Here is a 26155-nt window from a genome sequence, read left to right as displayed (position 1 = left end):
TTCCGTGTCTACCGCCCGGTCGCCGGTCGCCCGGTCCATCACATCACCGATCCGCCGTTGACACCCAGGGTTTGGCCGGTGATGAAGCCGGCCTCCTCCGAGCACAGGAAGCCGACCGCGGCGGCGATGTCATCGCCGGTGCCGAGATGACCGACCGGGATGCTCGCGGCCATCTGCTCGTTGGGCGGCAAGAGGCCGGCGGCCTGGGACTTGTGCTGCATCGGTGTCTCGATGCCGGACGGCGGGACGTTGTTGACGGTGATGCCCAGCGCGCCGAATTCGCGTGCCAGCGAACGGGTCAGGGAAAGCAGGGCGCCCTTGGACGAGGCGTAGTGCGCCATCCCCGGCGATCCGCGCTGCGCACTCGACGAGGAGATCATCACGATGCGGCCCCACCCCGCCTCGAGCATGTCCGGTATGGCCACCTGACAGCAGTGGAACGTACCGGTGAGGTTGACGTCGATGAGCCGCTGCCACGCTTCGACGGTCATCTCGACGAACGGCGCCCAGTCCACCAGGCCCGCGCTGGTGACCAGGATGTGCACCGGCCCCAGCTCACTGCGGACCTTGGCGAACGCCTCCTCGACCGCGGCTCGGTCCGAGACGTCCGCGGCCACGCCGAGCGCGGTCACCCCCTCGGCGCGTAGTTCTTCGGCGACCCGTTGCGCCGCATCGCCGTCGAGGTCGAGTACGGCGACCCGGTGGCCGCGCCGTCCGAGTTCGTGACACGTCGACTCCCCCATGCCCGACGCACCGCCGGTCACCACCGCCACCCGTGCCATGTGTTACCTCGTTCCTACTCGTAGACCACGTGGACTGTGCGGCTGGTGGGCAGCGACTGGCAGGTCAGCACCCAGCCCTCGGCCACCTCGTCGTCGTCGAGCGCGTCGTTGTTGAGCATCCGCGCGCTCCCGTCGACGATTCGCGCCATGCAGGTTCCGCACGAGCCCGTCTCGCAGGACGCCGGCGCGCGCAGTCCCGCCGTGCGCGCCGTCTGCAGCAGGGTGTTGCCCGCCCGGTACTCCGCCGTGGTGGTCTGCCGGTCCAGTTCGATGACGACCTGTTCGGTGCCCTGCGACGATTCCGCCGCCCCGGCCGCCTCGGCCTCGTCCACCGCCACCGTGAAGCGCTCGAGGTGCACCCGGTCGCGCGGCGCACCGGCGGTGAGCACCGTGGCCTCCACGGTGTCCATGAACGGCCCCGGCCCGCAGATGTAGTGGTCGGCGCCGTCGGCGAGGCCGTCGAGGAATGCCTCGATCGCGGATTTCGTGACGACGCCGCGGTCGTCGTCGAAGTGGTGCGTCACCGACAACCGGTCGGGGTGGCCCTCGGCCAGACGGGTCAGCGCGGCGGCGAAGATGACGCCGTCGCGGCTGCGGTTGGCGTAGAACAGCCGGATCGGCCGCGACGTCGTCGCCAGGGCCGTGCGGATCAGCGACATGATCGGGGTGATCCCGCTGCCGCCTGCGAAGGCGACGATCGCATCGCCGTTCTCGCGCAACAGGAACCGGCCTTCGGGCGGCGCGGCGTGGATCTCGGCGCCCTCGGCCGCGGTGTCGTTGAGCCAGTTGGACACCAGCCCGCCCGGGTCGCGCTTGACGGTGATCTGCAGATCGTCTTCGACCGGCGCGGATGACATCGAGTAGCAGCGGCGCAGTTCGCGACCGTCGACGGTGACCCGCAGTGTCAGGAACTGACCGGCCTGGTACCGGAAGCGAGAGGTGCAGTGCTCCGGCACGTCCAGCACAAGTGACACGGCGTCGGAGGTCTCGCGCACGATCCGCTTGATGCGAAGTGCGGCAAAGCCGTCCGAATCGGTGTGCTCGCTCATCGTGGCCAATGATATCAAGTACTTGTCATTAATCTCAAGTACCTGATACATCGCCGCTACTCGTCCACGTGATCGAGGCGCATCTCGTGGCCCGTGCCCTGTTCGACGACACGGCTGAGCAGCTGGCGCAGCGTCTCCTGCTCGGCCTTGGTCAGCACGCCGAACACCCGGTCGTGCGCGGCGATGGCGTCGTTCACGACGGCCGCGGCGACCTTGCGGCCCTGGTCGGTGAGGAATGCCTGCAGGATCCGGCCGTGCTGTGGGTCCTGTTTGCGTTGCACCAGCCCCCGCTTCTCGAGCGCGGTCAGGGCCAGCTGCACACCCTGGGGGCTGATGAGCAGCCGCCGGGCCAGCTCGGCGCCGGACAGACCGGGTTCGTCGGACAGCTGGCGCAGCACGCCGATCTGGGCGGTGCTCACCCCGTGCTCGCTCACCGCGTCGTTCACCGACGTCAGTGAGAAGTACCAGGCCTGCTTGAGCAGCCACAGGATGTTGTCGGTCTGCTCCATACCGGCCTCTCCGATCGCTGTGCGGTGCGCTCGACGTTAGCTCTGCGAACCACCGCCGCGCTTGTGGACCCGGCCGTCCTTCATCACGAAGCGCACGTCGAGCGTGGTGGAGATGTCCGCGGACGGGTCGCCGGGCACGGCGATGAGATCGGCGAGGTAGCCCGGGGCGATGCGGCCGAGTTCGTCGTCGGCGTCGATGAGCTCGGCGCTGGTGATCGTCGCCGCCCGCAGGGCCTGCATGGGTGTCATCCCGCGCGCCACCAGAGCGCGCAGTTCCTTGGCGTTCTGGCCGTGCGGGACGGCGGGCGCGTCGGTGCCGCAAGCGATGCGCACCCCTGCCGCGATCGCCTTCGGGAGCATGGCCTGTGCGCGCGGGAACACCTCCTCGGCCTTGCGGCGCAGCTCCGGGGCGATGCGGTCGATGGCCATCGCCTCGGTCAGGTAGGTGGTCGACACCAGGAAGGTGCCGTGGTCGACCATCATCTGGATGGTCTCGTCGGAGGCCAGGAAGCCGTGTTCGATGCAGTCGATACCGGCTCGGATGCACGCGCGGACGGCACTGTCCCCCACCGCATGCGCCGCCACGCGTACCCCCGCGCGATGCGCCTCGTCGGCGATCGCGGCGAACTCGTCATCGGAGTACTGCTGCGCCCCCGGAGCGGTGCTGTGCGACATCACGCCACCGGACGCCGACACCTTGATCAGCTTCGCGCCGTGCCGGATCTGGTACCGCACACACGCGCGCACCTCGTCGACCCCGTTGGCGATGCCCTCGGCCACCGAGAGCGGCATGATCCCGGGCGCGAGGCGCTGGAACACGGTCGGGTCGAGGTGCCCGCCGTAGGGCGTCACGGCATGCCCGGCGGGATAGATGCGGGGGCCGGCGTGCCAGCCCTGCTCGATCGCGCGCTGCAGTGCCACGTCGAGCAGGTAGCCGCCGGTCTTCACCATCAGGCCGAGATTGCGGACCGTGGTGAAGCCGGCGTCCAGCGTGGTCCGGGCGTTCACCGCGCCGCGCAGCGTGCGGTAGGCGGGGTCGTCCTGCACCCCGTGCATCGGGCTGGGCAGGCCTTCGGGGCCGCCGGGGCCGCCGATCAGCAGGTTGAGCTCCATGTCCATCAGACCGGGGAGCAGCGTGACGTCCCCGAGGTCGATGTCCTCGGCCGCGCCCTGGGGAATCCGCTCGGGATTCACGGCCTGGATGCGGTTCCCGTCGACGACGACGACGGCCGGTGAACGCACCTCGCCGGCCGCGACGTCGGCCCAGCGCGCCGCCCTCAGGACGATCGGGCCTGCGCCGGATGGCCCGTCGGTCACGGCACCGGTTCGGAGACGCAGTCCAGGCTGGTGGCCCCCGTGTCGGGGACCTTGGGCTGCTTCCAGCACTCGACCGGGAACGACACCTGGATCATCGAGTACAGCAGGTGCATCAGGTTGAGCACGTCCTCGGGCAGGTCGTCGAGGCTGAACTTGTCGCAGTAGGCGATCGCCTCCTCCGCACGCGCGGTGACCGCGTCGTAGAAGGCCTGCATGTCACGCATCGAACTGCTCAGCCGCTTGGCGTAGCGCTCCGCCTCGGTGCCCAGGCACCAGTCGGAATACGGCTCCAGGTCCGCGAATTCGGGCGGCAGCTTGCTCGTCACGGTCGTCTCTGTGGTCGTCACGGTCACACCTCCGCGGTCTTGCGCTGGTAGTCCTCTACCCAGGCGGCCGTCTCGGTGTGCAGGTGGCGGATCAGCACCTCCTGGTCACAGAGCACGAAGTCGTCGAGGACCCGGGACTCGACCATGGTCTGGGTGGCCTCGAGGGTGTTGGCGTCCTGCAGGCCGTACTCCTTGAACGACACGGCGGCCAGCTCCTGGGCGATGCGCTCGCGCGGTGTGCGCGGCTGCGGGAAGTACACCGTGCCCTCGAAGATGTGGGTGTTGTGCGACGTCGGCCAGTAGTGGTAGGTCAGGTACCAGCCCTGCCCCCAGAACAGGATGACGAAGTTGGGGAAGAGCTGGAACGAGTCCAGTCCCCACGGATCGCACTTCGCCGGGTTGAGGCCCGGCGGCATCTCCCCCAGATCTTGGCCGTCCCATGGCCCGAAAAGCCCGCTCTGGCAGATGTCCTCGATCGGCTTGCGCATCTCGTCGGCCATCTCCCAGGCCCGCACACCGGACGTGCTCACGAGCCGGTGCGGACCTTCGATCCGGTAGTGCGGCGCCTCGAATCCCGCCTCGGCCGCAGCCTTCGAGTAGGCGGTGGGCGACTGGTTCGCGTGCAGGACGGGTGCGTGATAGAACTCCTGGAACGCGTCCATGTAGAGCTTCCAGTTGGCCTTGACCTCTGAGCGGTACTGGAAGCGGGAGGTCATCTTGTCGAACGGATAGCCTCCGAGATTGGTGATCATCGGTCCGAGGAAGTCCCGCAGCGGCTGCTCCGGCTCCTTCGCGAAGTTGACGAAGATGAAGCCTTCCCAGACGTCGCAGTGCACCGGCACCAGCCCGTAGCGACTCTTGTCCAGGTCGAAGAACTCGCCCTCCTGCTGCACGAAGGTCAGATTGCCCTCGAGGTCGTAGCGCCAGGCGTGGTACTTGCAGGTGAACTGGCGGCACACCCCGCTGGTCTCCTCGAGCGGCATGTCGTTCCACACCAGCTTGTTGCCCCGATGTCGGCAGATGTTGTGGTACGCCTTCACCTCGCCCTTGCCGGTCCGCACGACGATGATCGACGTGTTGACGACCTTGAGCTCCTTGGTGAAGTAGCTGCCCTTGCGCGGCACCTGCTCCACCCGGCCGACGTTGAGCCAGGCGCGCTTGAACACCGCCTTGCGTTCGATCTCGTAGAACTGCGGATCGATCGAATCCTCGTAGGACACCGGCCCGGTGCCCAGTTGCGGATAGTGCTCTGTCCAGCTGCCTTCCGGCGGCTTCGGAAACCGGGCCATATCGTCTCCTCCTCGGTTGTCGATCCGCCCCAGGCCGCCCGCATTCGACGTGCCGACTTGATTGTGTAGGCAATCCGCCACGCACAGCGGCTTTTTGGGCGATTTCCAGGAACCGACAGTGCCGACGGTATATGCTCAGCCGGGCAATCGCAAGTAGTTGATATTCCCGATCGCAGAATGGAGCACCAGGCGTGCGGTACGACGAACTGTTCATCGGCGGTACCTGGCGCACGCCCAGCACCGACGGGCGGATCGAGGTCGTCTCACCGCACACCGAGCAGGTCGTCGCAAGCGTGGCGGCCGCGGCGCCGGCCGACGTGGACCTGGCGGTCGGCGCGGCACGCGAGGCGTTCGACAGCGGCCCGTGGCCCGGCACCGAACCCGCCGAGCGCATCGAGGCGGTGCGCCGCCTCGCCAAGATCTACGAGCAGCGCCGCACCGAGATGGCCGAGCTCATCACCACCGAGATCGGCGCGCCGATCAGCTTCTCCCAGCGGGCGCAGGTCGCGCTGCCATGGTCGATGATCGACGCGTTCGCCGATCTCGCCGAGACGTACCCGTGGCGGGAGGACAGGCCGGGCCGCTACGGCTCCGACATCCACATCCGGCGCGAGCCGGTGGGCGTCGTGGCCGCGATCGTGCCGTGGAACATGCCCCAGTTCCTGATCGTCACCAAGCTGATCCCGGCACTGCTCGCCGGGTGCACCGTCGTGGTCAAACCCGCGCCGGAGTCGCCGCTCAACGCGCTGCTGCTCGCCGAGATCATCGCCGAGTCCGACCTGCCGCCCGGTGTGGTCGGCATCCTGCCGGGCGACCGGACCGTGGGCGAGCACCTGGTGCGCCATCGCGGGGTGGACAAGGTGTCGTTCACCGGGTCGACGCCCGCGGGCCGGGCGGTCGCCGCCGCGTGCGCCGGGGACCTGCGGCGGGTCAGCCTCGAACTGGGCGGCAAGTCCGCGGCGCTCGTGCTCGACGACGCCGACCCCGGCGCGGTCGCGGCGGGCGTGCGCTCGGCCAGCCTGTCCAACAGCGGCCAGATCTGCAACGCGCTCACCCGGGTCCTGGTGCCCGCCGCGCGCGCCGCCGAGTACACCGACGCGCTCGCCGCCGAGATGAGCGCGCTGGTGGTCGGCGATCCCTCCGACAGCGCGACGCAGGTGGGTCCGCTTGTGGCGCAACGCCAGCAGGAACGGGTGCGCGGATACATCGAGGCCGGAGCGCGGGACGGCGCCCGTCTCGTGGTCGGCGGCGCGGAGATGCCCGACGGGCTGGACCGCGGCTGGTATGTCCGGCCGACGCTGTTCGCCGACGCCGACAACTCCATGCGGATCGCCCGCGAGGAGATCTTCGGCCCGGTGCTGACGGTGCTGCCCTACTCCGGCGTCGATGAGGCCGTGACGATCGCCAACGATTCGGACTACGGCCTGGCCGGCTCGGTGTGGACCGACGACAGCGCGGCCGGCCTCGAGGTCGCCGCACGCATCCGCACCGGCACGTTCGGCGTCAACCAGGGCTACCCGATGGACCCGTTCGCCCCGTTCGGTGGCGTGAAGGCCAGTGGCTACGGCCGCGAACTCGGCCGCGAGGGGATCGACGGCTACACCGACACCAAATCCATCGCCGTGGCAGCGGCGAGCAAGGGAGCCTGAGTTGTCCACCGACGCGATCACCGGCCACGAAACGAATTTCGCCAAGCCATGGGCGCCGCACCGGCTCCGGATATATTCGGCCACAGCGATCTTCACCACGGTGATGTTCGTCGGGATGACGATCGGCGTCGGCGTCGGGCTCATCCCGCCGAGTTTCGCGGTGGACGTGATCGCCAACATGTTGTTCGGCATCCCGGTGATCCTGCTGCCCTTCGTCCTGCTCTGGGATGCACCGGGTGAACGACGGACCCGTCTCGACAAGGCGGCCGAACTGACGTTGTTCTACCTGCCCTACACCGCGTGCAGCCAGATCGGCTACGAGCTGATGTTCCTCATCGGCCATCCCCTCGGCCTCTGGACACCCACCGACGACCCCGGGTGGAAGTGGTTGTGGTGGCAGTACGCGCTGGCCGACACCAGGTATGTCAGCGGCAACACGTGGATCTTCGCCCTCGAGGTGGTCGGGGTGCTCACCGGCACCATGGTGTTCGTGATGTGGACCCGGCTCGTCCGGACCACCCTGTCCGACGAAGCGCGGATCCGCTGCCTGTGGTTCGCCTTCGTGGGGTGCGCGATCCTGATGAGCAGCACCGCCGTGTACTTCCTGGCGGAGGTGGGAGCCGGCTTCGAGAACATCGGTCAGGGCGCGTACGGCCTCTGGTTCAAGTTCATCGCCGAGAACGTGCCGTTCATCGTGCTTCCTCCGCTGGTGCTCTATTCGATCCACCTGCAGATCGACTACCTGACGCGCCGGGCCGGCGCCCGGACCCGCGCCGGCTGAGCCTGCGGCTCAGGCCGTTTCGCCGCCGTTCAGTTCGGTGAGTGCGTGGAGCTGCTCGAGGTAGTGCTCGAGTGAGCGGTGGACGAAGCGCGCGGAGAGGGTCGTCGTGCCGCAGCCGGCCAGATCACGCAGCGCCTGCCGCGTCGCCTCCGGGTCGCCTACCGGGTCGAGTGCACGTTCGGCCGGCATCACCACTTCGAAATCGGGCGGCAACTCGACGCCTCCCAGCCACTCGGCAGCCCGGGCGGCGGAGACGTAGTAGGGACACCACCCGTCGGCGAGGGTGACCGCCCGCCGCAGCGAGCGCCTGGTGCGACCTCCGACCCAGATCGGCACGTGCGGCTGAAGCGCGCAGGGATCGACGGTCAGCCCACCGAATGAATAGAACTCACCGTCATAGGCCGGTTCGTTACTCGGCAGCGCCGCCCGCAACGCCCGCAGGGCATCGTCGGCACGGGCACCGCGATCGTCGAACGGCGCGCCGAGCAGATCGAACTCCTCGCGCAGCGAGCCCACGCCCACACCGAGGATCAACCTCCCGCCGCTGACGTGATCCAGTGTGCCGTAACGCTTCACGACGGCCAGCGGGTGGTGGTAACCCAGCACCAGGGTCATGGTGGCGAACCGGATCCGGTGCGTCCGGGCCGCCGCGTAACCGAACGTGGCGAGCGGATCCCAGTAGCGGGCGCCGCGGCGACCGGTCTCGGCGGCGGGAAGTCCGATGTGCTCGCTGCACGTCATGTGGTGGTAGCCCATCCGGTCCGCGGCCTCGGCGACACGGCAGATCGCCTCGATCCCGGCATCTTTCTCCCACCCCAGCGGAGCGCCCGCGACGTTGGTGACCACCGGCGTGGCGATGCCGAGCTTCACCGCAGCGGCTCCTCCCCCGCCAGGATCGTGCGGTGCATGAGCCGGCCACTGTCAGCGGCGTACGGCAGCGCCCGGTGCATGGTGCCGGTGTTGTCCCAGATCAGCAGGTCCCCCACCCGCCACTCGTGCCGGTAGACGTACTGCGGCTGCGTCGCCCAATCACGAAGCCGGGCAAGCAGTGCGCGACTCTGCTCCACCGGCATGCCCTGGACGTAATCGGCCGTGGCACCCAACAGCAGCGACCTGCGGCCGGACCGGTGTGTCCACACGACGGGACATTCCTTGGTCGCGGACTTCTGCCAGAAGGCGATCTCGTCGTAGCTCATCTCGGGTGTCACGTAGTACTGCGACCGTTCCGCGCTGTGCACCACCCGCAGGCCGGCGATCCGGTCCTTTTCCGGCTGCGGCAGGTCGTCGTAGGCGGCGTAGGTGTTGCAGAACTCGGTCTGTCCGCCGGTGTCGGAGAGCGTCACCCCCCGCAGCAGCGTCGCCAGGTTCGGGTACGGCTGCAGCGAGCCGTCGAAGTGCCAGAACAACGAGCCCTTCAGATACTTCGCGCGCTGATTGACCGTGTCGTCCAACGAGATCTTGTAGATCCCGTCCTGACCCTCTCCTGCCACCACGGTGCCGAGCGTCCTGGCGATGGCCACCTGCTGCTCGTCGGTGATCTGCAGGCCCCGGAAGAAGACCACTCCGCGCTGCTCGAGCGTCGCCCGGATCTGTGCTGCCACCCGCCCGCTGAGCAATGTCTCGACGTCGGAGGTGATCTCACTGCCGATCCGCGGGGTGAGGTGCCGGATCTGCAACTGGTCGGCGGCGGTGCTCATGTCACTCAACTCGACCTCGTCAGGATCGTGGTGGCCGAGTGCTTCACCCGCGGCTGGTTCCACAGCTCGACCGCCAGGGAGACGGTGATCAACGAGTACAGCAGGTTCCGCAGATTCGCGACGTCGTCCGGGAGCGGCTCGGCGTAGTCGAACTTGTCGACGTAGGCCACCGCATCCTCGGCGACCGGGAAGACCTGGTCGTAGAAGGCCCGTATCTCGTCCATCGAGGTGTTCACGCGCTTGACGTAACGCGCGTGGCCGTCCTCGATGGCCCAGTCCGCGACCAGGTGCTCGAGGTGGGAGAACCCCTCGGGCAGTGCGGTGGTCACCGGGCGCGCATTCGTCGTGCCCGTGCTCACCGGCTGTTCCCCTTCGCGCTCTCGCCCGCCTCGACGTAGTCGCCGACCATCTTGTGCAGGTGTCGCAGCAGGATCTCCTCGTCGTTCATGGTGAAGTGCGTCAGCGCGCCGCTGTTCAGCATCGCCTGCAGTCCTTCCGACGGGCTGGCGTCCTCGAGGATGATGTCGTTGAGGTAGGTCACCGTGAGTTCCTGACCCAGCCGCTCCTTATGCGTTCTCGGTGGCTGGTAGTACATCTCGGTCTCGAAGATGTGCGAGTGCGGCCCGGTCGGCCAGTGGGTGTGCACGGTGAAACCGGATGCCCCGAAGATCAGCACGAAGTTCGGGAAGAACTGGAACGAGTCGAAACCGTATTTCTCCGAACGCGTCGGGTTCATCCCGGGCGGCAGGGGTCCGCGCTCGGCGCGCTTGGTCCAGGGGCCTGCCGCGCTGGCCTCCATCACACATTCGATCGGCTTCGAGTAGGGCGTCCGGCGGGAGGGCTCCCCGGAGAACGAATACATCCGGTGCGGATCGGCCAGGCGGTAGGCCAGGGCGTCGGTGAACGGATTCGGCTTGTTCAGCGCTTCCCTGGCTTCTGCGGTGACGCTGCCGAAGGACGAGGCGTGCAGGTACGGGCCGTGGTAGCTCTCGGCGAAGCCGTCGACGAATATCTTCCAGTTGCACTGCAGTTCGGCCTTGAACCGGTAGACCTGGTGCGGCCCTTCGAACGGATACCCCTCGATGCCGTGCGCGAGCTCGCCGAGGAACGAGCGCAGCGGCTCGGTGTTGTGCGGGTCGAGGTTGACGAAGACGAAGCCCTCCCACACCTCGCACTGGATGGCCGGCACGCGGCAGCTGTCGGCGTCGAAGTCCAGCAGAAGGTCCTGGCGGGTGGCCGAGTGCAACGACCCGTCGAGGTGGTAGCGCCAGCCGTGAAAACGGCAGTACAGCAGCGGCGCCCGTCCGCTCACCTCCTGGAACGGGTCGTCCTCCCACAGCATCTTGTTGCCGCGGTGCGGGCAGATGTTGTGCATGGCGCGGATCACGCCGTCCTTGCCTCGCACGACGATGATCGAGGTGTTGAGAAAGGTGAGTTCGCGAGTGAAGTAGCAGCCCGAGCGCGGCACCTGCTCGACCCGCCCCATGTACAGCCAGGTCTTCTTGAAGACGTGTTCGCGTTCCCGCTCGTAGAACTCCTCGGACACGCAGTCCTCGAGGGACACCGGACCGCGGCCGAGGCCGGGATACGCGTCCGTCCAGTGACCGCTCTCGGGTTTGCTCACCAGGGCTTCGGAGCTCACGTGATCCTCCTGCACTGAACGCGTCGCCGGGCGGGCGACGATGTGCCGAAGCTACCGCCGGGCATATCGGCGAAACAGGTGCGAAACCGCAACATGCTGTTGCATATTTGGGACGACACTCCGCCGTCAGGAGCCCGGATGGAACAGCACCTGTCCTTCGACCTCGGCGCGCTGCTGGTGTTCGGCAAAGTGGTGGAGGCCCGCAGTCTGTCGAAAGCCGCGACATTGCTGGGCATGCCGAAGTCCACGGTGAGCCGCAAGCTGGCGAAGCTGGAGGCCGATCTCGGGATCAAGCTGTTGCGCAAGAACACGCATCAGCTCACCGTCACCGACCTCGGTGAACAGATCTACGGTCATGCGGTCAGCATCCTGACCGAGGCCAACGGTGTCCGCGCACTGGTCGAGGGCAGCAGGCACGAGCCGCAGGGCGAGCTGCGGGTCGCCATTCCGGTGTTCGTCGGCATCGATTACGCCTCCCGCGTCGGCGCCACCTTCCTGCGGCGGTACCCGCACACCCGGCTGGACATCCGGCTCGTGGACAACATGGTCGACCCCGTCAAGGACGGGTTCGACGTCGTGTTCGGCACCGGGCCTCTTCAGGATTCGACGTTGATCGCCCGGAAGGTGTTCGACCTCGACCTGTTCCTCTGCGCCTCGGCGCGCTTCGTGGCGCAACTGGCCGCACCGCTCACCATGCCGGCGCACCTGGACGGCCTGCCGTTCATCGACTTCGGGTTCTGCGGCTCGCGCAAGCTGACGATCAGCAGGGACGACATGCGGTGCGAGGCGTCGCCGCAGGTGCGGGCGCGGGCCAACAACTTCCAGGTGTGCAAGCAGTACATCCTGGAGGGGCTCGGCGTCGGCGCCATGCCCACCCAGATCATCTGCACCACCGAACTGCGCGAGGGCACCATCGTGCCCGTCCTGCCCGAGTGGCGGCCCGACCCGCTGGCCGTGCACATGATCTATCCCTTCGAGCTGTCGTTCTCGACATTGATCAGCGCCTTCTACGACACGGCCCGCGAGATCATCGTCGAGAACACCGCCCGCGCCTGACGGGGCAGGTCGTCAGGGCAGCTTGATCGCCGACATGTACATCTCGACGATCGGCCGATAGAGGTCGACGTCGTCGAGTTGACTCCCCAGCACCACCGAGTCGCTGGTCGCGACGAGCACCTGCGCGAAGGTCGACGGCGAAATGAGCAGCGTGCCACCGAGCCGGTCGATGCCCTCGACGATGAACCTCGCGAGCGCCTCGACGACCTCTGACCGCTTCTCCGCGACCCGGTCCCGCGCCTCCGGGTTGCGCGTCAGATAGAGCGTGAACTCGTGTCCGAGCGCGGCGTGTTCAGCGCCGCGGTCGAGACTGAGCTGGCGCCACCGCCGTGCGATCTCGTCGAGTTCGCGCTCGCCGATCTGTCCGGCGGTCGACATCACCTCGGCGAAGTTGTCGAAGTAGCGACGCCAGTACCGGTCGCTGACCGCCAGGAACAGGTCCTCCTTGGTGGCGAAGTGCTTGTAGATCGCACCCTTGGTGTAGCCGGCCGCGTGCGCGATGTCATCGAGAGTCGCAGGTGTGAAACCTTTTTCGGCGAACACGTCTTCGGCCGCGTCGAGCAGCAGGGAACGCGTGTGCTCGAGGCGTCTCTCGCGCGTCCACCGCTCCACCATGGTCGAATTCTGCCACAGGATCTGAGAAACCCATTGGACAATCAGATACCAGTTGGTATATTTCCGGGCGTGTGCGCATCGGACGCACGTTTCAGGAGGCGCTCGTGAGCGATTCGTCGAACAGGAAATCCGTTGTCACTCAATCGTTGAGCGGTGCCCTCGGCTCAGGAACGGAGACTCCGCGCTCGTCGAACGCCATCAAGATCTGGGCGACGGTAGGCACCCTGTTCCTGGCGTACACGATCTATGTGTTCGTCCGGTGGGTCAGCGGACCCTTCTTCGAGCCGGTGGCCGGAGGTCCGAGCGAGCCACCGATGTACATGCAGATCCCGCTGATCGCCAACGCCGTCGTGCTGTGGATCGGCCTGCCGGCCGCGCTCTGGTTCTTCCTCATCCGGCCCTGGGTGCGGGAGAGGCGGGTCACGCTCGACGGCATGCTGCTGGTGTCGATGGGCCTGATGATGTTCCAGGATCCGATGCTCAACTACTACAGCACCTGGTGCACGTACAACGCCTGGCTGTGGAACCGGGGCTCCTGGGCACCGCACATTCCGGGCTGGGTGGCGCACGAGGAACCGGGCCACACCGTGCCCGAACCGCTGCTGACCAACATCCCCGGCTACATGTACGGCGTGCTGCTGATCACCATCGTCGGGTGTTGGCTCATGCGCAGGATCAAGAACCGTTGGCCGGAGATCAGCAATCTGAGGCTGGTGCTTGTCACCTATGCGATCGCCTTCGTCTTCGACTTCGTCATGGAGGCCTTGGTGATGCTGCCGATCGGCTTCTACTCCTACCCCGGCGCCATCCAGTCTCTGTCGTTCAACGCCGGTACGTACTACCAATGGCCGATCTACGAGGGCTTGATGTGGGGTGGCGTCCAGGCGGCGCTGTGCTGCCTGCGCTTCTTCACCGACGACCGGGGACGCACATTGGTGGAACGCGGCTTGGACAGCATCCGAGGCGGAGCCGTCAAGCAACAGTTCGTTCGCTTCCTGGCGATCTTCGGCGGTGTCAGCGCGTGCTTCTTCCTCTTCTACAACGTCCCGGCGACCTGGCTGGGCATGCACGGCGACCCCTGGCCGGAGGACGTGCAGAAGCGCTCGTACTTCAACCCCGGCATCTGCGGCGAGGGAACCGATCGACCGTGCCCGAATCCCGATCTGCCGGTGCCCACCAAGTACTCCGGCTACATCAACCATGACGGACAGCTGGTACTCCCCGAGGGGGTCGAGGTGCCACCCGTCGTTCCCATCCAATCGGGCAGGTGACCCGTCAGGGCATCTTGACTGCCGACACGTACATTTCGACGATCGGCTGGTAGAGATCGACGCCGTCGAGGTGGCTGCCCAACTCGACGGCGTCGGTCGTGGCGATGATGATGTGGGCGAAGGTGGCCGCCGGGATCAACAGGGTCGCACCGAGCTTCTCGACACCCTCCACGATGTAGCCGGCGAGATGGTCGACGACCTCGGCCCTCTTGGCAGACACACGTTCCCGCGCCTCGGGGTTGCGCAGCAGGTAGAGGTTGAACTCGAGGCCCAGTGCCGCGTGCTCGGCGCCACGGTCACGGCTGAGCTGACGCCATCGCTCACCGATGTCTTCGAGTTCGCGTGCCCCGATGTGGTCCGAGGACGACATCACCTCGGCGAACTTGTCGAAATACCGGCGCCAATACCGGTCGCTCGCAGCCAGGAACAGTTCTTCCTTGGTGGCGAAGTATTTGTAGATCGCGCCCTTCGAGTAGCCGGCCGCCTTGGCGATGTCATCGAGAGTCGCAGGGATGAAACCGCGTTCGGCGAACACCTGCTCCGCGGCATCCAGCAGCAGTGAGCGCGTGCGCTCGAGGCGTCGCTCGCGCGTCATCGGCTCGACCATGCGTCAATTTTGCCACAGATTCTTTTCGAACCCTTGGTCATCTAGATACTGACTGGTATATTTTCGACGCATCGGCCACTTCGGGAGGGAGCTGTGAGGTCCATGGGATCGACAAGTGCGGAGGTGACGGTGTCGTGAGCGATCTGTCCAGCAAGCGGAAACCCGTTCTCACCGAATCGCTCAGCGACGCGGCGCTCGGTGCGCAGCCGCAGAGGAAGATCACGCCGGTGCGGGTGTGGGCCGCCGTCGGCGGTGTGATCCTCGCCTTCCAGCTGTACGTGTGGATCCGCTGGATCAGCGGGCCCAATTTCGAGCGGGTTCCCGCAGGCCCGACCGATCCGCCGACGTTCATGAAGGCGATCCTCTTCACGTGGACCGCCGTCATCGTGGTCGGCCTGCCGGTCGCCATCTGGTGGTTCCTGATCCGGCCGTGGCGCCGGGAGCGGCGAATCACCCTCGACGGCATGCTCTTTGTCTCCTGCGGCCTGCTGTGGTTCCAGGATCCGCTGCTGAACTACTTCAGCACGTGGAGCACGTACAACACCTGGATGTGGAACATGGGCTCATGGGTCCAGGACATTCCAGGGTGGGTGTCCTACGGCGAACCGGGCGCCATGATGGCCGAACCCGTCCTGATGAACGCCCCGGGCTACTTCTTCGTCCTGCTGTGCACGATGCTGGGCTGCGCGGTGATGCGCCTGGCCAAGAAGCGTTTTCCCAACATCAACACCTTCGGGTTGATCGGCGTGGTGATCGCCTGGACCTTCTTCTTCGACTTCGTCATCGAGGGCCTGTTCCTCATGCCGATGGGTCTGTTCACCTACCCGGGCGCGATCCAAGCGCTGTCGGTCAACGCCGGCACCTATTACCAGTGGCCGCTCTACGAAGGACTCATGTGGGGCGGGGTTCAGGCGGGCCTGTGCTGCATGCGTTACTTCACCGACGACCGCGGCCGGACCTTCGTCGAGCGGGGACTCGACCAGGTCCGCGGCGGCATGGTCAAGCAGCAGCTCACCCGTTTCCTGGCGATCTTCGCCGCGTGCAGCACCTTCTTCTTCGTGTTCTACAACATCCCGGCGCAGTTCTTCGCCATGCACCAGGACCCGTGGCCGGATGACATCCTGAAGCGCTCGTACTTCCTGATGGGGATCTGCGGTGAGGACACCGACCGGCCGTGTCCCGACCCCGCGCTACCGATGCCCCTGACGAATTCGGGCTACATCAACCACGACGGTGAGCTCGTCCTCCCCGACGGCGTCAAGCTTCCCGTGAACGTACCGCTCGAGCGAGGAGAATAGATGCGCAACAGTACATCCGCGGTGGTCACACCCGTGCCGGACGCACCGTTCTACCGTGCGGTCGGCGACGAGGTGGAGGTCTTCCGCGCGGCCGCCCGCCGGGGGCTGCCGGTGCTGCTGAAAGGCCCGACCGGTTGCGGGAAGACGCGATTCGTCGAGGCGATGGCCCACCAGCTGGGCCGGGATCTGATCACCGTCGCCGGCCACGAGGACATGACGTCGGCGGACCTGGTGGGCCGGTTCCTGTTGAAGGGCGGGGAGACGGTCTGGGTGGACGGACCGTTGACCCGGGCGGTGCGCGAGGGCGCCATCTTCTACCTCGATGAGGTGGTCGAGGCCCGCCAGGACACCACTGTGGTCATCCATCCGCTCGCCGACCACCGCCGGGAGCTGCCCGTCGACCGCCTCGGCACCACATTGCAGGCGGCGCCCGGCTTCCAGCTGGTGATCTCCTACAACCCCGGCTACCAGAGCGTGCTGAAGAACCTCAAGGAGTCCACCCGTCAGCGCTTCATCGCCATCGAACTGGGCTACCCGGCCGCCGACGTGGAGACCGAGGTGGTGGCCTACGAGGCCGGCATCGACATCGAGACTGCACGTGCTCTGGTGAAACTCGCGTACGCCATCCGGAACCTCGACGGCTCACCGTTGCGAGAGGTGTCCTCGACTCGCATGTTGATCCTCGCCGGCGGCCTCGCGGCCGAAGGTCTGAGCCTGCGCAGCGCCGTCCACGCCGCCGTCGTCCAGGTGCTCTCCGATGACCACGACGTCATCCGCGCGCTCGACGAACTCGTCAACACGGTCCTGCCACAGACGTGACCGACGCTGCCGCCGCGGGTTTTTCGGTCATCTCCCTGCACCACGGGCAGGAGGTGCCCCTGGCGCCGGCGCCGGAGAACCCGGACCGGTTCCGCTTCCTCGCCACCTACATCGCCGGCAGGTCCGTCGACGTCATCGAGGCTCCCGCCGGCCAGCCCGCACACACCGACGGCCGGTTCATCTTCGTCTCGGCCGGTGGATCGGTCGAGGAGCAGCGCCGGGAAATGCTGGTGCAGGCGGCGCTTCTCGGCGCGGGCAGCCTCGATCCGCGGTTGGTGAAGGGATTGCGGGCACGCGCGACGTTGGCACGCCGGTATCTGGCTCTCGAAGGTCGACGCGTCCTCGCCGACCTCGCCCGCCAGATTCCCCTCGATGCCGCGCTGCTCCCGGACGCACACGCCGCCACGGCGAGCGCCGAGGAGTCACTCGAGGTGGCCAGGAGCCGGGCGAAAGTCGCCGATCCACCGGAGTGGTTCGGCGCCATCAAGCCCTCCCGGCTGCTCGCGGCGCCCGCCGGACCCGGTGGCCAGGCCACCAACAAAGACCTCGAGTTGAAGTTCGATCCCATCGACATGCCCGAATCCGAAGAGGGCGACGAAGACGAGGACGAGGACGGCGGCAAGGCAGGGGACAGCAAGATCCTCAAGCTCTTCGAGAGCCCGATCTTCAACAACCAGTCCATGTCGGACTACATGCGCAAGATGTTCGGCGGATCACGCTCCCCCGGAGAGGGCGCCGCGGGCGCGGAGATGACGGTGCGCTCCACCCGTCGGGTGCAGGAGATCGGGGCGAACGCCCGTCCCCTGCCCACCCGGATCCAGTTCACCGACGACGGCAAACCCGGTGCAGCCGTGGGCGTCGGCGGCGCCCTGTATCCGGAGTGGGACGTCTTCAACGACCGGTACAAGCCCGACTGGTGCCGGGTGATCGACTTCCCACTGACCGTCACCGCCGACGTCTCCGATGCCGGTGTCGCGCACGACGACGTGCTGCGGCGCCGCCTGGCCCGCGTCGGGCTCGGCCCGAAGGTCCTGCGCGGCCGCGCCGACGGTGACGACCTCGACATCGAGGCGCTCATCGACCTGTTCGTCGACCTGCAGTCGGGCTTCTCCGGAGCCGAACACGTCTATCTGGAGCGCCGCAAACTCGCCCGCAATCTCGGTGTGCTCATCCTGATCGACGCCTCGGGGTCCGCCGTCGACGCCGATTCGGACGGCCTCGCCGTGCACGACCACCAGCGGCGGGCGGCCGCCACGCTGGCCGTGACACTCGAGGAACTCGGTGACCGTGTTGCCGTCTACGCGTTCCGCTCCCAGGGCCGCCACGCCGTGCACCTGCCGGCCATCAAGACGTTCGACCAGAATTTCGGCGCCGTCGGACGGGCCCGGCTCAACCAGCTCGAGCCGGCGAGCTACACCCGCCTCGGCGCCGGGATCCGCGGCGCCGGAGAGGTGCTGAAGAACGAGGCGGGCACGCCGAACCGGCTGCTGCTGGTCCTCTCGGACGGCTTCCCCTACGACGACGGATACGAAGGTCGTTACGCGGAAGCCGACGCGAGCAAGGCCCTCGAGGAGCTGCGCACCGAAGGCGTTGCCTGCCTGTGCCTTTCCATCGGGGCGTCCACGGGCACCGATGTGCTCGAACGCGTCTTCGGCTCGGCCAGCTACGCCAGCGCGCCGGTCCTGGCCGAACTCAGCCCGCAGATGGACGAGCTGTTCATGTCCGCACTCGCAGAGCTCGCGGCGCCGAAACCTGCGAGGGTGTGAGACCCGGCGGCCTGCCGGTCACCCGTCGAGCGAGTCCCAGAACCGGGTGAGTGCCGCGGCGCCTGCGGCGGGATCCTGCACCATCCACCAGTGCCCCAGCCCGTCGAGCACCTCGGTGCGGGCGCCGGCCCGGTCGGCCGCCCGGCGCCGCATCTCCTCGGTGCCGACGAAGGGATCCTCGGTGGCCAGAAGCGACAGTCCCGGCCGGGCCGCGGCCTTCTCCAGTGCCTTTCCGGCGTCCGCCAGCGCCGGCTGGCGCGCGGACCGGTAGACCTCCAGAATGGCCCGACCCATCTCCGGGCCCTGCGCCGCGGCGAACGACGTCGCCACGTCGAGCGGAATGCCGAACGCGACCAGCTGTTGCGCCCGGTCATCCACCGAACCGTCCTGCATCATCGCGACCAGCTGCTCGCCGTCCCCCGGCGTCTGGAACCCCTGGGCCATGTCGTGCCACACATACTCGGGATCGAACAGCCCGACGACGTCACTCGCCCAGCTGCGCACGAGCTCAGGCCGGTGCATCACGGCGTTCACGACGTGGCCTCCGCCCCAGTCGTGCCCGACGAGGTCGACGGGCTGATCCATCCGCTCCAGCTCGTCGATGAGCCAATCGCGGTAGGCGAGGTAGGTGGCCGGGAAATCGCTCGGGAGGGGAGCGCCGAACCCCGGCGGCGACAACCGCACGACATGCGCACGCCCGAGCGCGGCGACGAGCGGACCCCATACGGCGTCGGTCTCCGGATTGCCGTGCACCAGAACCACAGTCACGTCACGATCCTCCCATGGCGCAAGCGTGCCGACACAGCCCTTCGGCGATCCCGCAACACCCCGGCCCATGCCGTGCACGTCACCTGCACCACCGCAAGGTATCAAGTACTTAACATTTTCGTCGTGGTGCGCTAAGACTGAAGGGATGCTCGACTCGGAGAAGATCCTCGTCACCGGCGCCACCGGCAAGATCGCCTTCCCGATCGCCCGCGCCCTGGCGGGACGCAACGAGGTGTGGGGCGCGGCGCGCCTGCGGGACCCCGCGGACCGGGAGAAGCTGTCCGCCGCAGGCATCACTCCCCTGGCGCTCGACATGAGCACCGGCGACTTCTCCGGGCTGCCCGACGATTTCACCTACGTCTTCCACGCCGCCGTCGACACCGGCGCCGACGACTGGGTCCGGTGCGTCACCACGAACGCCCAGCACTCCGGCGACCTGCTGCACCACTGCCGGGGCGTCAAGGGTTTCGTTTTCTGCTCGACTGGTTCCATCTACGGCTACCAGGGCCGGCGGCCGCTGCGGGAGGACGACCCGCCGGGTGTTCCGCTGCGTGCGAACTACAGCTTCTCCAAGGTCGCCGCCGAATCGGTGTGCACTTGGATCGCGCAGCGGTTCGACATCCCGCTCACGATCATCCGCATCTGCTCGACGTACGGGCCCGAGGGCGGGGCCCCCGCCGACCGGCTGGAGATGATGCTGGCCGGCAAGTCGATTCGGTTGCATCCGGACCGGCCGAACAACTACAACCCCATCTACGAGGACGATTACGTCGAGTTCGGCATCCGCGCGATGGAGGTCGCTGACACCCCGCCGGTGGTGGTGAACTGGGCGGGCAGCGAGACCGTCAGCGTCGAGGACTACTGCGCCTACCTCGGATCGCTGGTCGGCGTCGAGCCGGTCTTCGACTACCGGGCCGACGCGCACACCCCGCTGTGGCCCGACGTGACGCGCATGCACCAGATCCTCGGCCGGACGAAAGTGCCGTGGCGCGAGGGCTTCCGGCGGATGGTCGCGGCGCGTCACCCCGAGATCCCACTCGCCGAGGCCCATGCCCCGACCTACGGAGGAACCCAGTGACACTGCCGGGAACACCGTCGGACCAGCTGGACGGCGTACTCGCCGCCGGCCGGGGCGACATCAGCACCCTGTTCGTCTCGATGGCGCGCCGCCACCCGGACGGCCACGACGCCGAGTACCTGCGCTGGCACACCCTCGACCACCGGCCCGAGCAGCACCGGTTGCCGGGCGTGCGAGCGTCGGTGCGGTTGGTCTCGACACCACAGTGCCGCGCTGCACGACCGGCAGGCGACGACCGCTTCGAGGCGATCGACCACGTGATGACCTATTTCTTCACCGACCGGACCGGCCTCACCGCGTTCAACGAACTGTCCACTGCGCTCGGCGACGGCGGTCGCAAACTGGCGCTGCTGCCACCGGTTCAGCGCGGCGTCTACACCGTGACCGACAAGTCGGCGGCCGCACGGATCAAGGTGGGCGCAGATGTGCTGCCGTGGTGGCCCTTCCGCGGTGTGGTGCTGATCCTGGAGGCCGGGGACCGGGCGCCGGCCGCACTCACCGATGTCGACGGCGTGGCCGGAACCTGGTCCGCCACCTCACACCGGGTGGACGCGAGCCTCGCGAGTGCGGACGACGGACAGGTGCTCACCTACTGCTTCACCGACGACGACCCGGTGGTCGTCGCCGGGCGGTTGGCGCCCGTGCTGAAACGCCGCTGGGCTGCCGGTGACGCCGACCCGCTGCTGGCCGCACCCTTTCACATCGTCGTGCCGCACGAATGGGACCGTCATGTGCCGTAGCGAGATCCGATGAGAATCGGTCTGATGGTCGGTTCCGACCGGGAACGCCCGCGCGCAGACCGGCTCGACGGCCTGCTCGCCGACGGAACAGCCGCGGAGAGCGCCGGTTTCGCGTCGTTCTGGTTCCCCCAGGTGCCCGGCTATCTCGATGCGATGACAGCGGTAGCGTTGCTCGGCAGGGTCACCGAACGCATCGAACTCGGCACGGCCGTCGTTCCCATCCAGACCCGGCACCCACTGATCATGGCGCAGCAGGCCTTGACGACCCAGGTGGCGTGCGGCGGGCGGTTCACGCTCGGCATAGGGCCGTCGCATCACTGGATCATCGACGGGCAGCTCGGCCTGTCCTACGACCGGCCGGCCCGGCAGGTGGCCGAGTACCTCGACGTGCTCGGTGCCGCATTGTCCGGCCCCGGTGCGGTCGACGTGGAGAACGACGGCCATCGCGTGCACGGAACCATCGACGTCACCGACACTTTCACCACGCCGATGCTGATCGCCGCGCTGGGACCGGTGATGCTGCGGCTGGCCGGTGAGCGGGCCGGCGGCACCATCCTGTGGATGGCCGACGAACGCACGATCGACAGCCACATCGCCCCCCGGATCAACGCAGCGGCCGACGCCGCGGGCCGCCCGGCGCCCCGAATCGTCGCGGGCGTGCCGGTGGCGTTGTGCGCTGACGGCGAGGTGGACGAGGCCCGCGCGTACGCCAGCGAGGTGCTCGGGCATGCCGACTTCTCCCCCAACTACGTCCGCCTGCTCGAGCACGGCGACGCACAGGATGTCGGCGACACCATGGCGGCCGGTGACGAGTCGGCGGTGGCTGCCCGCTTGCGCCGCTACCGCGACGCCGGTGTCACCGACCTCGCCGCCCGGGTGGTCCCCCTCGGCGCCGATCCTGCGGCGAGGCGCGAATCCCGCCGCCGCACAGAGCAGTTCGTGGCCTCGCTGGCGGCCGAACTCTGACCACCCCTTCGCCGCGAGTGTCCGCGACAGTCAGTTCAGCCTGCGGATGGGATCGGTGCCGTCCCAGTCGGCGGTGGCGGCGCGGAGCGTCGCGTCCAGGCCGACGATCGCGTCGCTGCGTTCGGTGATCTCGTAGATCGCCGCCGGACCCGCCTGCGGTTCCACGTAGGCGAACCGGACACCGACGTCCTGCCCGCCGGACCACACCACCGGCCATCCCCGGTCCGCGGCGCCGTTCAGCGCCGCGTCGAAGTCGTCGACCCACCACGCCAATTGATGTAACCCGTGGCGGCCGGAGGCCAGGAACTCCGAGTAGACCGACGGCGCGTCGTCCTCCTGCTGGATCACCTCGATCTGCATGTCGCCGATGTTGGTCATCCCGATCGACAGCGTCACCTCACACGGCTCGCCGCGGTACAGACCCGCCTGCGGCAGCCCGCGCAGCACGAACCACGGCCCCACTCCGGCGGCCAGCCAGCCGTCCAGGGCGCGATCGAAGTCGTCCACCACGTAGCCGAACTGGCGGACCGGACCGGCGAACGGCGACTCGGGCACCAGTCGACGGTACGGCTGAAGTTAGTCATCGGTCAACTCTTGTGTAATGCGAGAATGCTGCTAGATTCGGCGTTCATGGCGGTAGCAGACGGTCGGACGGCGGTTGACCGTGGTCAGCGCCGGACGTCGCTGCAACAGGCGCGGTCGCGGGAGACCAAGCGCATGCTGGTGCAGGCGGCGATGGCGTTGTGGCGCACGAACGGGTACGGCGCAACCACCGTCGCCGACATCTGCAAGGCGGCCGGAGTCTCCAAGGCGCTGTTCTACTTCTACTTCCCGCGCAAGGAGGACGTGCTGTTCGAAGTCGGCGTGATGTCGACACAGTCGGCCAGGCGAACCGTGCTCACGATGATCGACAAGCCGTTCGAGCTGTCCGCGGCGATCGCCGCCGCGCTCACCGATCTGGAGAGGTCGATGGCGCGCAACCCTCCCGAACTCGTCATCGCCGCCATCCTCGAGGGCTATCGCCACGAGCACCGGATCCTCGCGGGCGAGGAACCGGTCGCCGACGAGGCGGGGATGTTCACCGAACTGTTCGCGACGGCGCAGCGCAACGGCACGTTGGCGGACCACGTCGACGTCACGCACCTGGCCTACCTGGCCCACACCCTCGTCAGCGAGGGCGCCCGGCACTGGGCGGCGGGCGCCTTCGGCGGCCGCTCGTTCGCCGAGGTCGTCGGAGTGGACATCACGGCACTGATCGCCGGCCACAACCGGGCCGAAACCCGATAACGAAGGAGACCACGATGGCGTGGGATTTCGAGACCGACCCCGAGTACCAGAAGGTGCTGGACTGGGCCGACGAGTTCGTCCGCGAGGAGGTCGAACCGCTCGACCTCGCCTTCCCGCACCAGCAGTACATGCCGCTGGACGCCAACCGGCGCAAGGTCATCGGCCCGCTCAAGGAGGAGGTGCGCCGCCGCGGGCTGTGGGCCACTCACCTGGGCGCCGACCTCGGCGGTCAGGGCTACGGACAGCTGAAGCTGGCGCTGCTCAACGAGATCCTCGGCCGCTCGCAGTGGGCTCCCATCGTGTTCGGCTGCCAGGCGCCCGACACAGGCAACGCCGAGATCATCGCGCACTACGGCACCGACGCCCAGAAGGAGCGTTACCTGCGCCCGCTGCTCGAGGGCGAACTGTTCTCCTGCTATTCGATGACCGAGCCGCATGCCGGCGCCGACCCGACGCTGTTCCGCACACGTGCGGTGCGCGACGGCGACGACTGGGTGATCAACGGCCAGAAGTTCTTCTCGTCGAACGCCGCCACCGCGTCCTTCCTGATCGTGATGGTGGTGACCAATCCGGATGTCAGTGCCTACCAGGGAATGTCGATGTTCCTGGTGCCCACCGACACGCCCGGCGTCGACATCGTGCGCAACGTCGGCCTCTACGGCGAGCGCGAGAACGAGGGCAGCCACGCCCTCATCCACTACAACAACGTCCGGGTGCCCGCCGAGGCGCTGCTCGGCGGCGAGGGCCAGGCGTTCGTCATCGCGCAGACCCGGCTCGGCGGCGGTCGCATCCACCACGCCATGCGCACGATCGGCCTGGCCCGCAAGGCGATCGACATGATGTGCGAGCGGGCGCTCAGCCGAGAGACCCAGGGCAGCCGGCTCTCCGACAAGCAGTTCGTGCAGGGTTACATCGCCGACTCGTACGCGCAGCTGCTGCAGTTCCGGCTGATGGTGCTCTACACGGCCTGGGAGATCGACAAGTACAGCGACTACAAGAAGGTCCGCAAGGACATCGCCGCGGTCAAGGTGGCGATGCCGACAGTGCTGCACGACATCGCCTGGCGGGCCATGCAGGTGCACGGCGCGCTCGGCGTGACCAACGAGATGCCGTTCCTCGGCATGGTGACCGGCGCCGCGGTGATGGGCCTGGCCGACGGGCCCACCGAGGTGCACAAGACCACCGTGGCCAAGCAGGTGCTGCGCGACTATAAGCCCACCGACGACGTCTGGCCCACCGAGTGGATTCCGCGCAAACGCGAGGCGGCCCGAGCCAAGTACGCCGACTTCCTCGAAACCGAGGTCGGCAACCTGTGACCGACCCGGACGGCGGGCTCGACACCGCGCGACTCTCCGCATGGCTGGACGAGGCCGCGCTGCCCGGTGCGGGCGAGCCGCTGCACACCCGCTTCCTGTCCGGCGGAACGCAGAACGTGATCTACGAGATCCGCCGCGGCGCAACACAATGCGTGCTGCGCATGCCCCCTCCCGGTGCACCGCCCGACCGCGACAAGGGCATCCTGCGGGAGTGGCGCATCATCGAGGCGCTCGACGGCACCGAGGTGCCCCACACCGCCGCGATCGGGGTGTGCGCCGACCCGGCGGTGCTGGGCCGGCCGTTCTATCTGATGGGTTTCGTGGACGGCTGGTCGCCGATGGACCAGCGGGACTGGCCCGAACCGTTCCACTCCGACCCGGCCGCCCGGCCCGGCCTGGCCTATCAGCTCGCCGAGGGCATCGCGCTGCTGTCGAAGGTCGACTGGCGTGGTCGCGGACTGTCCGACCTGGGCCGCCCCGACGGATTCCACGAGCGTCAGGTGGACCGCTGGACCGGCTTCTTCGAGCGCATCAAGGGCCGCGACATCGAGGGCCTCGACACCGCCACCGCGTGGCTGCGTGCCCACCGGCCGCTCGACTTCGTGCCCGGCCTGATGCACGGCGACTACCAGTTCGCCAACGTCATGTACCGCCACGGCGGGCCTGCCCGGATGGCCGCCATCGTCGACTGGGAGATGGGCACCGTCGGCGACCCGAAGCTCGACCTGGCGTGGATGGTGCAGAGCTGGCCGGTCGACGCCGTAGCGCCGGAGGCCCCCAGAAGCGGTTCTGGGATGGATTACGTCGACATGCGCGGGATGCCGTCGCGCGACCAGGTCGTCGCGCACTGGGCCGACGTCTCTGGACGGCAGGTCGACGACCTGGACTACTACCTCGTGCTGGCCCGCTGGAAGCTCGCGATCGTGCTCGAACAGGGCTACCAGCGTGCGGGTGACGACGAGAAGTTGCAGGCGTTCGGTCCGATCGTGCCCGCGCTGATGGCCTCGGCCGCCGAACTCGCCGAATCCACCGACTACCGGTGACGATGATCAGAGCCGCCGTCTGCCCCCGGTACGGGCCGCCGGAGGTGGTGCGCATCGAGCAGTTGCCCGCGCCCTCGCCGTCGGCCGGGCAGGTGCGGGTGCGGGTCGACGCCGCCGCGGTCAACTTCCCCGACGTGCTGCTGATCGCCGACGATTACCAGCTCAGTGTCGCGCCGCCGTTCGTGCCGGGCAGCGAGTTCGCCGGGACGGTCGTCGAATGCGGGCCGCAGACAATGGAATTCGCAGTCGGCGACCGGGTGCGCGGCACCGGGATGTACGGCGCGTTCGCCGAGGAGGTGGCGGTGGGCGCCGACGGTGTCGAGCGCATCCCCGACGGTGTGGACATGCGGGCCGCGGCGGCGTTCGGGGTGGCCTACCGCACCGCCTACCACGCGCTGCGTTCGACGGCGCGGATAGTTGCGGGCGACCCGCTGATCGTGCTGGGCGCCGGTGGCGGCGTCGGGCTGGCCGCGGTGACGCTCGG

The 26155-nt window shown here is 67.9% G+C and carries 28 protein-coding genes; 14 read left to right on the top strand and 14 right to left on the bottom strand.

Features of this window, described 5'->3' with window-relative positions:
* Positions 1-38 precede the first annotated feature (38 nt).
* From Q2100_RS03875 to Q2100_RS03850, 6 genes are read right to left on the bottom strand one after another with little or no spacing between them, the layout of a single operon-like run.
* Positions 39-782, bottom strand: a complete 744-nt coding sequence (locus Q2100_RS03875; protein WP_302912887.1) for an SDR family NAD(P)-dependent oxidoreductase — start codon at positions 780-782, stop codon at positions 39-41.
* Positions 783-796: 14 nt separating this feature from the next.
* Positions 797-1831: a ferredoxin--NADP reductase gene (locus tag Q2100_RS03870; RefSeq protein WP_302912886.1), complete on the bottom strand. Its 1035-nt coding sequence runs from the start codon at positions 1829-1831 to the stop codon at positions 797-799.
* Between the two features lie 56 nt (positions 1832-1887).
* Positions 1888-2340 (bottom strand): MarR family winged helix-turn-helix transcriptional regulator, encoded by a 453-nt coding sequence (locus tag Q2100_RS03865; protein ID WP_302912885.1) that lies wholly within the window; start codon positions 2338-2340, stop codon positions 1888-1890.
* A 36-nt stretch (positions 2341-2376) separates the two neighbouring features.
* Positions 2377-3657, bottom strand: a complete 1281-nt coding sequence (locus tag Q2100_RS03860) for a metal-dependent hydrolase family protein (protein ID WP_302912884.1) — start codon at positions 3655-3657, stop codon at positions 2377-2379.
* Entirely contained in the window at positions 3654-3983 is a 330-nt protein-coding gene (locus Q2100_RS03855; RefSeq protein ID WP_302912909.1) for a hypothetical protein, read from the bottom strand. The genes Q2100_RS03860 and Q2100_RS03855 overlap by 4 nt, the downstream gene beginning before the upstream one ends.
* A gap of 23 nt (positions 3984-4006) precedes the next feature.
* Positions 4007-5272: an aromatic ring-hydroxylating oxygenase subunit alpha gene (locus Q2100_RS03850; RefSeq protein ID WP_302912883.1), complete on the bottom strand. Its 1266-nt coding sequence runs from the start codon at positions 5270-5272 to the stop codon at positions 4007-4009.
* Positions 5273-5463: 191 nt separating this feature from the next.
* Here Q2100_RS03850 and Q2100_RS03845 point away from each other — a divergent pair, with 191 nt between their 5' ends.
* Together Q2100_RS03845 and Q2100_RS03840 are read left to right on the top strand one after the other, a co-directional pair.
* Positions 5464-6921: an aldehyde dehydrogenase gene (locus Q2100_RS03845; protein ID WP_302912882.1), complete on the top strand. Its 1458-nt coding sequence runs from the start codon at positions 5464-5466 to the stop codon at positions 6919-6921.
* Between the two features lies 1 nt (position 6922).
* Positions 6923-7702, top strand: a complete 780-nt coding sequence (locus Q2100_RS03840) for an emopamil-binding protein (RefSeq protein ID WP_302912881.1) — start codon at positions 6923-6925, stop codon at positions 7700-7702.
* Positions 7703-7711: 9 nt separating this feature from the next.
* Here the strand turns inward: Q2100_RS03840 and Q2100_RS03835 are convergent, their stop codons facing one another.
* The 4 genes from Q2100_RS03835 to Q2100_RS03820 are packed head-to-tail and all read right to left on the bottom strand — an operon-like array spanning position 7712 to position 11041.
* Entirely contained in the window at positions 7712-8572 is an 861-nt protein-coding gene (locus Q2100_RS03835) for a TIGR03619 family F420-dependent LLM class oxidoreductase (RefSeq protein WP_302912880.1), read from the bottom strand.
* Entirely contained in the window at positions 8569-9399 is an 831-nt protein-coding gene (locus tag Q2100_RS03830) for a TauD/TfdA dioxygenase family protein (protein ID WP_302912879.1), read from the bottom strand. The genes Q2100_RS03835 and Q2100_RS03830 overlap by 4 nt, the downstream gene beginning before the upstream one ends.
* A 5-nt stretch (positions 9400-9404) precedes the next feature.
* Positions 9405-9728: a hypothetical protein gene (locus tag Q2100_RS03825; protein ID WP_302912908.1), complete on the bottom strand. Its 324-nt coding sequence runs from the start codon at positions 9726-9728 to the stop codon at positions 9405-9407.
* Positions 9729-9754: 26 nt separating this feature from the next.
* Positions 9755-11041, bottom strand: a complete 1287-nt coding sequence (locus Q2100_RS03820) for an aromatic ring-hydroxylating oxygenase subunit alpha (protein WP_302912878.1) — start codon at positions 11039-11041, stop codon at positions 9755-9757.
* A gap of 138 nt (positions 11042-11179) precedes the next feature.
* Between Q2100_RS03820 and Q2100_RS03815 the strand changes: the two genes are divergently transcribed.
* Positions 11180-12097 carry a LysR family transcriptional regulator gene (locus tag Q2100_RS03815; RefSeq protein ID WP_302912877.1) on the top strand — a complete coding sequence of 306 codons (918 nt, stop codon included), beginning with the start codon at positions 11180-11182 and terminating at the stop codon, positions 12095-12097.
* 12 nt (positions 12098-12109) lie between these two features.
* On the opposite strand, the gene Q2100_RS03810 is transcribed toward Q2100_RS03815, so the two are convergent.
* Positions 12110-12712 carry a TetR/AcrR family transcriptional regulator gene (locus Q2100_RS03810; protein WP_264015575.1) on the bottom strand — a complete coding sequence of 201 codons (603 nt, stop codon included), beginning with the start codon at positions 12710-12712 and terminating at the stop codon, positions 12110-12112.
* 104 nt (positions 12713-12816) lie between these two features.
* Between Q2100_RS03810 and Q2100_RS03805 the strand changes: the two genes are divergently transcribed.
* Positions 12817-13983, top strand: a complete 1167-nt coding sequence (locus Q2100_RS03805; protein ID WP_302912876.1) for a spirocyclase AveC family protein — start codon at positions 12817-12819, stop codon at positions 13981-13983.
* 4 nt (positions 13984-13987) lie between these two features.
* Here Q2100_RS03805 and Q2100_RS03800 read toward each other — a convergent pair whose 3' ends face one another.
* On the bottom strand, positions 13988-14590 hold the full coding sequence (locus tag Q2100_RS03800) for a TetR/AcrR family transcriptional regulator (protein WP_269893519.1): 603 nt from the start codon (positions 14588-14590) through the stop codon (positions 13988-13990).
* Between the two features lie 134 nt (positions 14591-14724).
* Between Q2100_RS03800 and Q2100_RS03795 the strand changes: the two genes are divergently transcribed.
* From Q2100_RS03795 to Q2100_RS03785, 3 genes are read left to right on the top strand one after another with little or no spacing between them, the layout of a single operon-like run.
* Positions 14725-15888, top strand: coding sequence for a spirocyclase AveC family protein (locus Q2100_RS03795; RefSeq protein ID WP_302912875.1), 1164 nt, complete (start codon positions 14725-14727; stop codon positions 15886-15888).
* Positions 15889-16707 (top strand): CbbQ/NirQ/NorQ/GpvN family protein, encoded by an 819-nt coding sequence (locus tag Q2100_RS03790; RefSeq protein WP_269893521.1) that lies wholly within the window; start codon positions 15889-15891, stop codon positions 16705-16707.
* Positions 16708-16760: 53 nt separating this feature from the next.
* Positions 16761-18473: a nitric oxide reductase activation protein NorD gene (locus tag Q2100_RS03785; protein ID WP_302912907.1), complete on the top strand. Its 1713-nt coding sequence runs from the start codon at positions 16761-16763 to the stop codon at positions 18471-18473.
* 18 nt (positions 18474-18491) lie between these two features.
* Here the strand turns inward: Q2100_RS03785 and Q2100_RS03780 are convergent, their stop codons facing one another.
* Positions 18492-19241 carry an alpha/beta fold hydrolase gene (locus Q2100_RS03780; RefSeq protein WP_302912874.1) on the bottom strand — a complete coding sequence of 250 codons (750 nt, stop codon included), beginning with the start codon at positions 19239-19241 and terminating at the stop codon, positions 18492-18494.
* Positions 19242-19386: 145 nt separating this feature from the next.
* Here Q2100_RS03780 and Q2100_RS03775 point away from each other — a divergent pair, with 145 nt between their 5' ends.
* From Q2100_RS03775 to Q2100_RS03765, 3 genes are read left to right on the top strand one after another with little or no spacing between them, the layout of a single operon-like run.
* On the top strand, positions 19387-20319 hold the full coding sequence (locus Q2100_RS03775) for an NAD-dependent epimerase/dehydratase family protein (RefSeq protein ID WP_269893523.1): 933 nt from the start codon (positions 19387-19389) through the stop codon (positions 20317-20319).
* Positions 20316-21059 (top strand): hypothetical protein, encoded by a 744-nt coding sequence (locus Q2100_RS03770; RefSeq protein WP_269893524.1) that lies wholly within the window; start codon positions 20316-20318, stop codon positions 21057-21059. Before Q2100_RS03775 ends, Q2100_RS03770 begins: the two co-directional genes overlap by 4 nt.
* Before the next feature lie 9 nt (positions 21060-21068).
* The gene (locus Q2100_RS03765; protein WP_302912873.1) at positions 21069-22025 is read left to right on the top strand and encodes a TIGR03564 family F420-dependent LLM class oxidoreductase; all 957 of its coding nucleotides are present in this window, start codon (positions 21069-21071) and stop codon (positions 22023-22025) included.
* A 30-nt stretch (positions 22026-22055) separates the two neighbouring features.
* Here Q2100_RS03765 and Q2100_RS03760 read toward each other — a convergent pair whose 3' ends face one another.
* Entirely contained in the window at positions 22056-22580 is a 525-nt protein-coding gene (locus Q2100_RS03760) for a VOC family protein (RefSeq protein ID WP_302912872.1), read from the bottom strand.
* A gap of 75 nt (positions 22581-22655) precedes the next feature.
* Here Q2100_RS03760 and Q2100_RS03755 point away from each other — a divergent pair, with 75 nt between their 5' ends.
* The 4 genes from Q2100_RS03755 to Q2100_RS03740 form a co-directional block, all read left to right on the top strand.
* Positions 22656-23312 carry a TetR/AcrR family transcriptional regulator gene (locus Q2100_RS03755; RefSeq protein ID WP_302912871.1) on the top strand — a complete coding sequence of 219 codons (657 nt, stop codon included), beginning with the start codon at positions 22656-22658 and terminating at the stop codon, positions 23310-23312.
* A gap of 14 nt (positions 23313-23326) precedes the next feature.
* Positions 23327-24628, top strand: coding sequence for an acyl-CoA dehydrogenase family protein (locus Q2100_RS03750; RefSeq protein WP_302912870.1), 1302 nt, complete (start codon positions 23327-23329; stop codon positions 24626-24628).
* Positions 24625-25671, top strand: coding sequence for a phosphotransferase family protein (locus Q2100_RS03745; protein ID WP_302912869.1), 1047 nt, complete (start codon positions 24625-24627; stop codon positions 25669-25671). Before Q2100_RS03750 ends, Q2100_RS03745 begins: the two co-directional genes overlap by 4 nt.
* A gap of 5 nt (positions 25672-25676) precedes the next feature.
* The coding region (locus Q2100_RS03740; RefSeq protein ID WP_302912906.1) for an alcohol dehydrogenase catalytic domain-containing protein at positions 25677-26155 on the top strand (479 nt) is incomplete at its 3' end.

The sequence above is a fragment of the Mycolicibacterium arseniciresistens genome (assembly GCF_030519285.1).
GTDB lineage: Bacteria > Actinomycetota > Actinomycetes > Mycobacteriales > Mycobacteriaceae > Mycobacterium > Mycobacterium arseniciresistens.
Note: the sequence above shows the minus strand (reverse complement) of the source record. Positions and strands in the feature narration are given on the sequence as shown.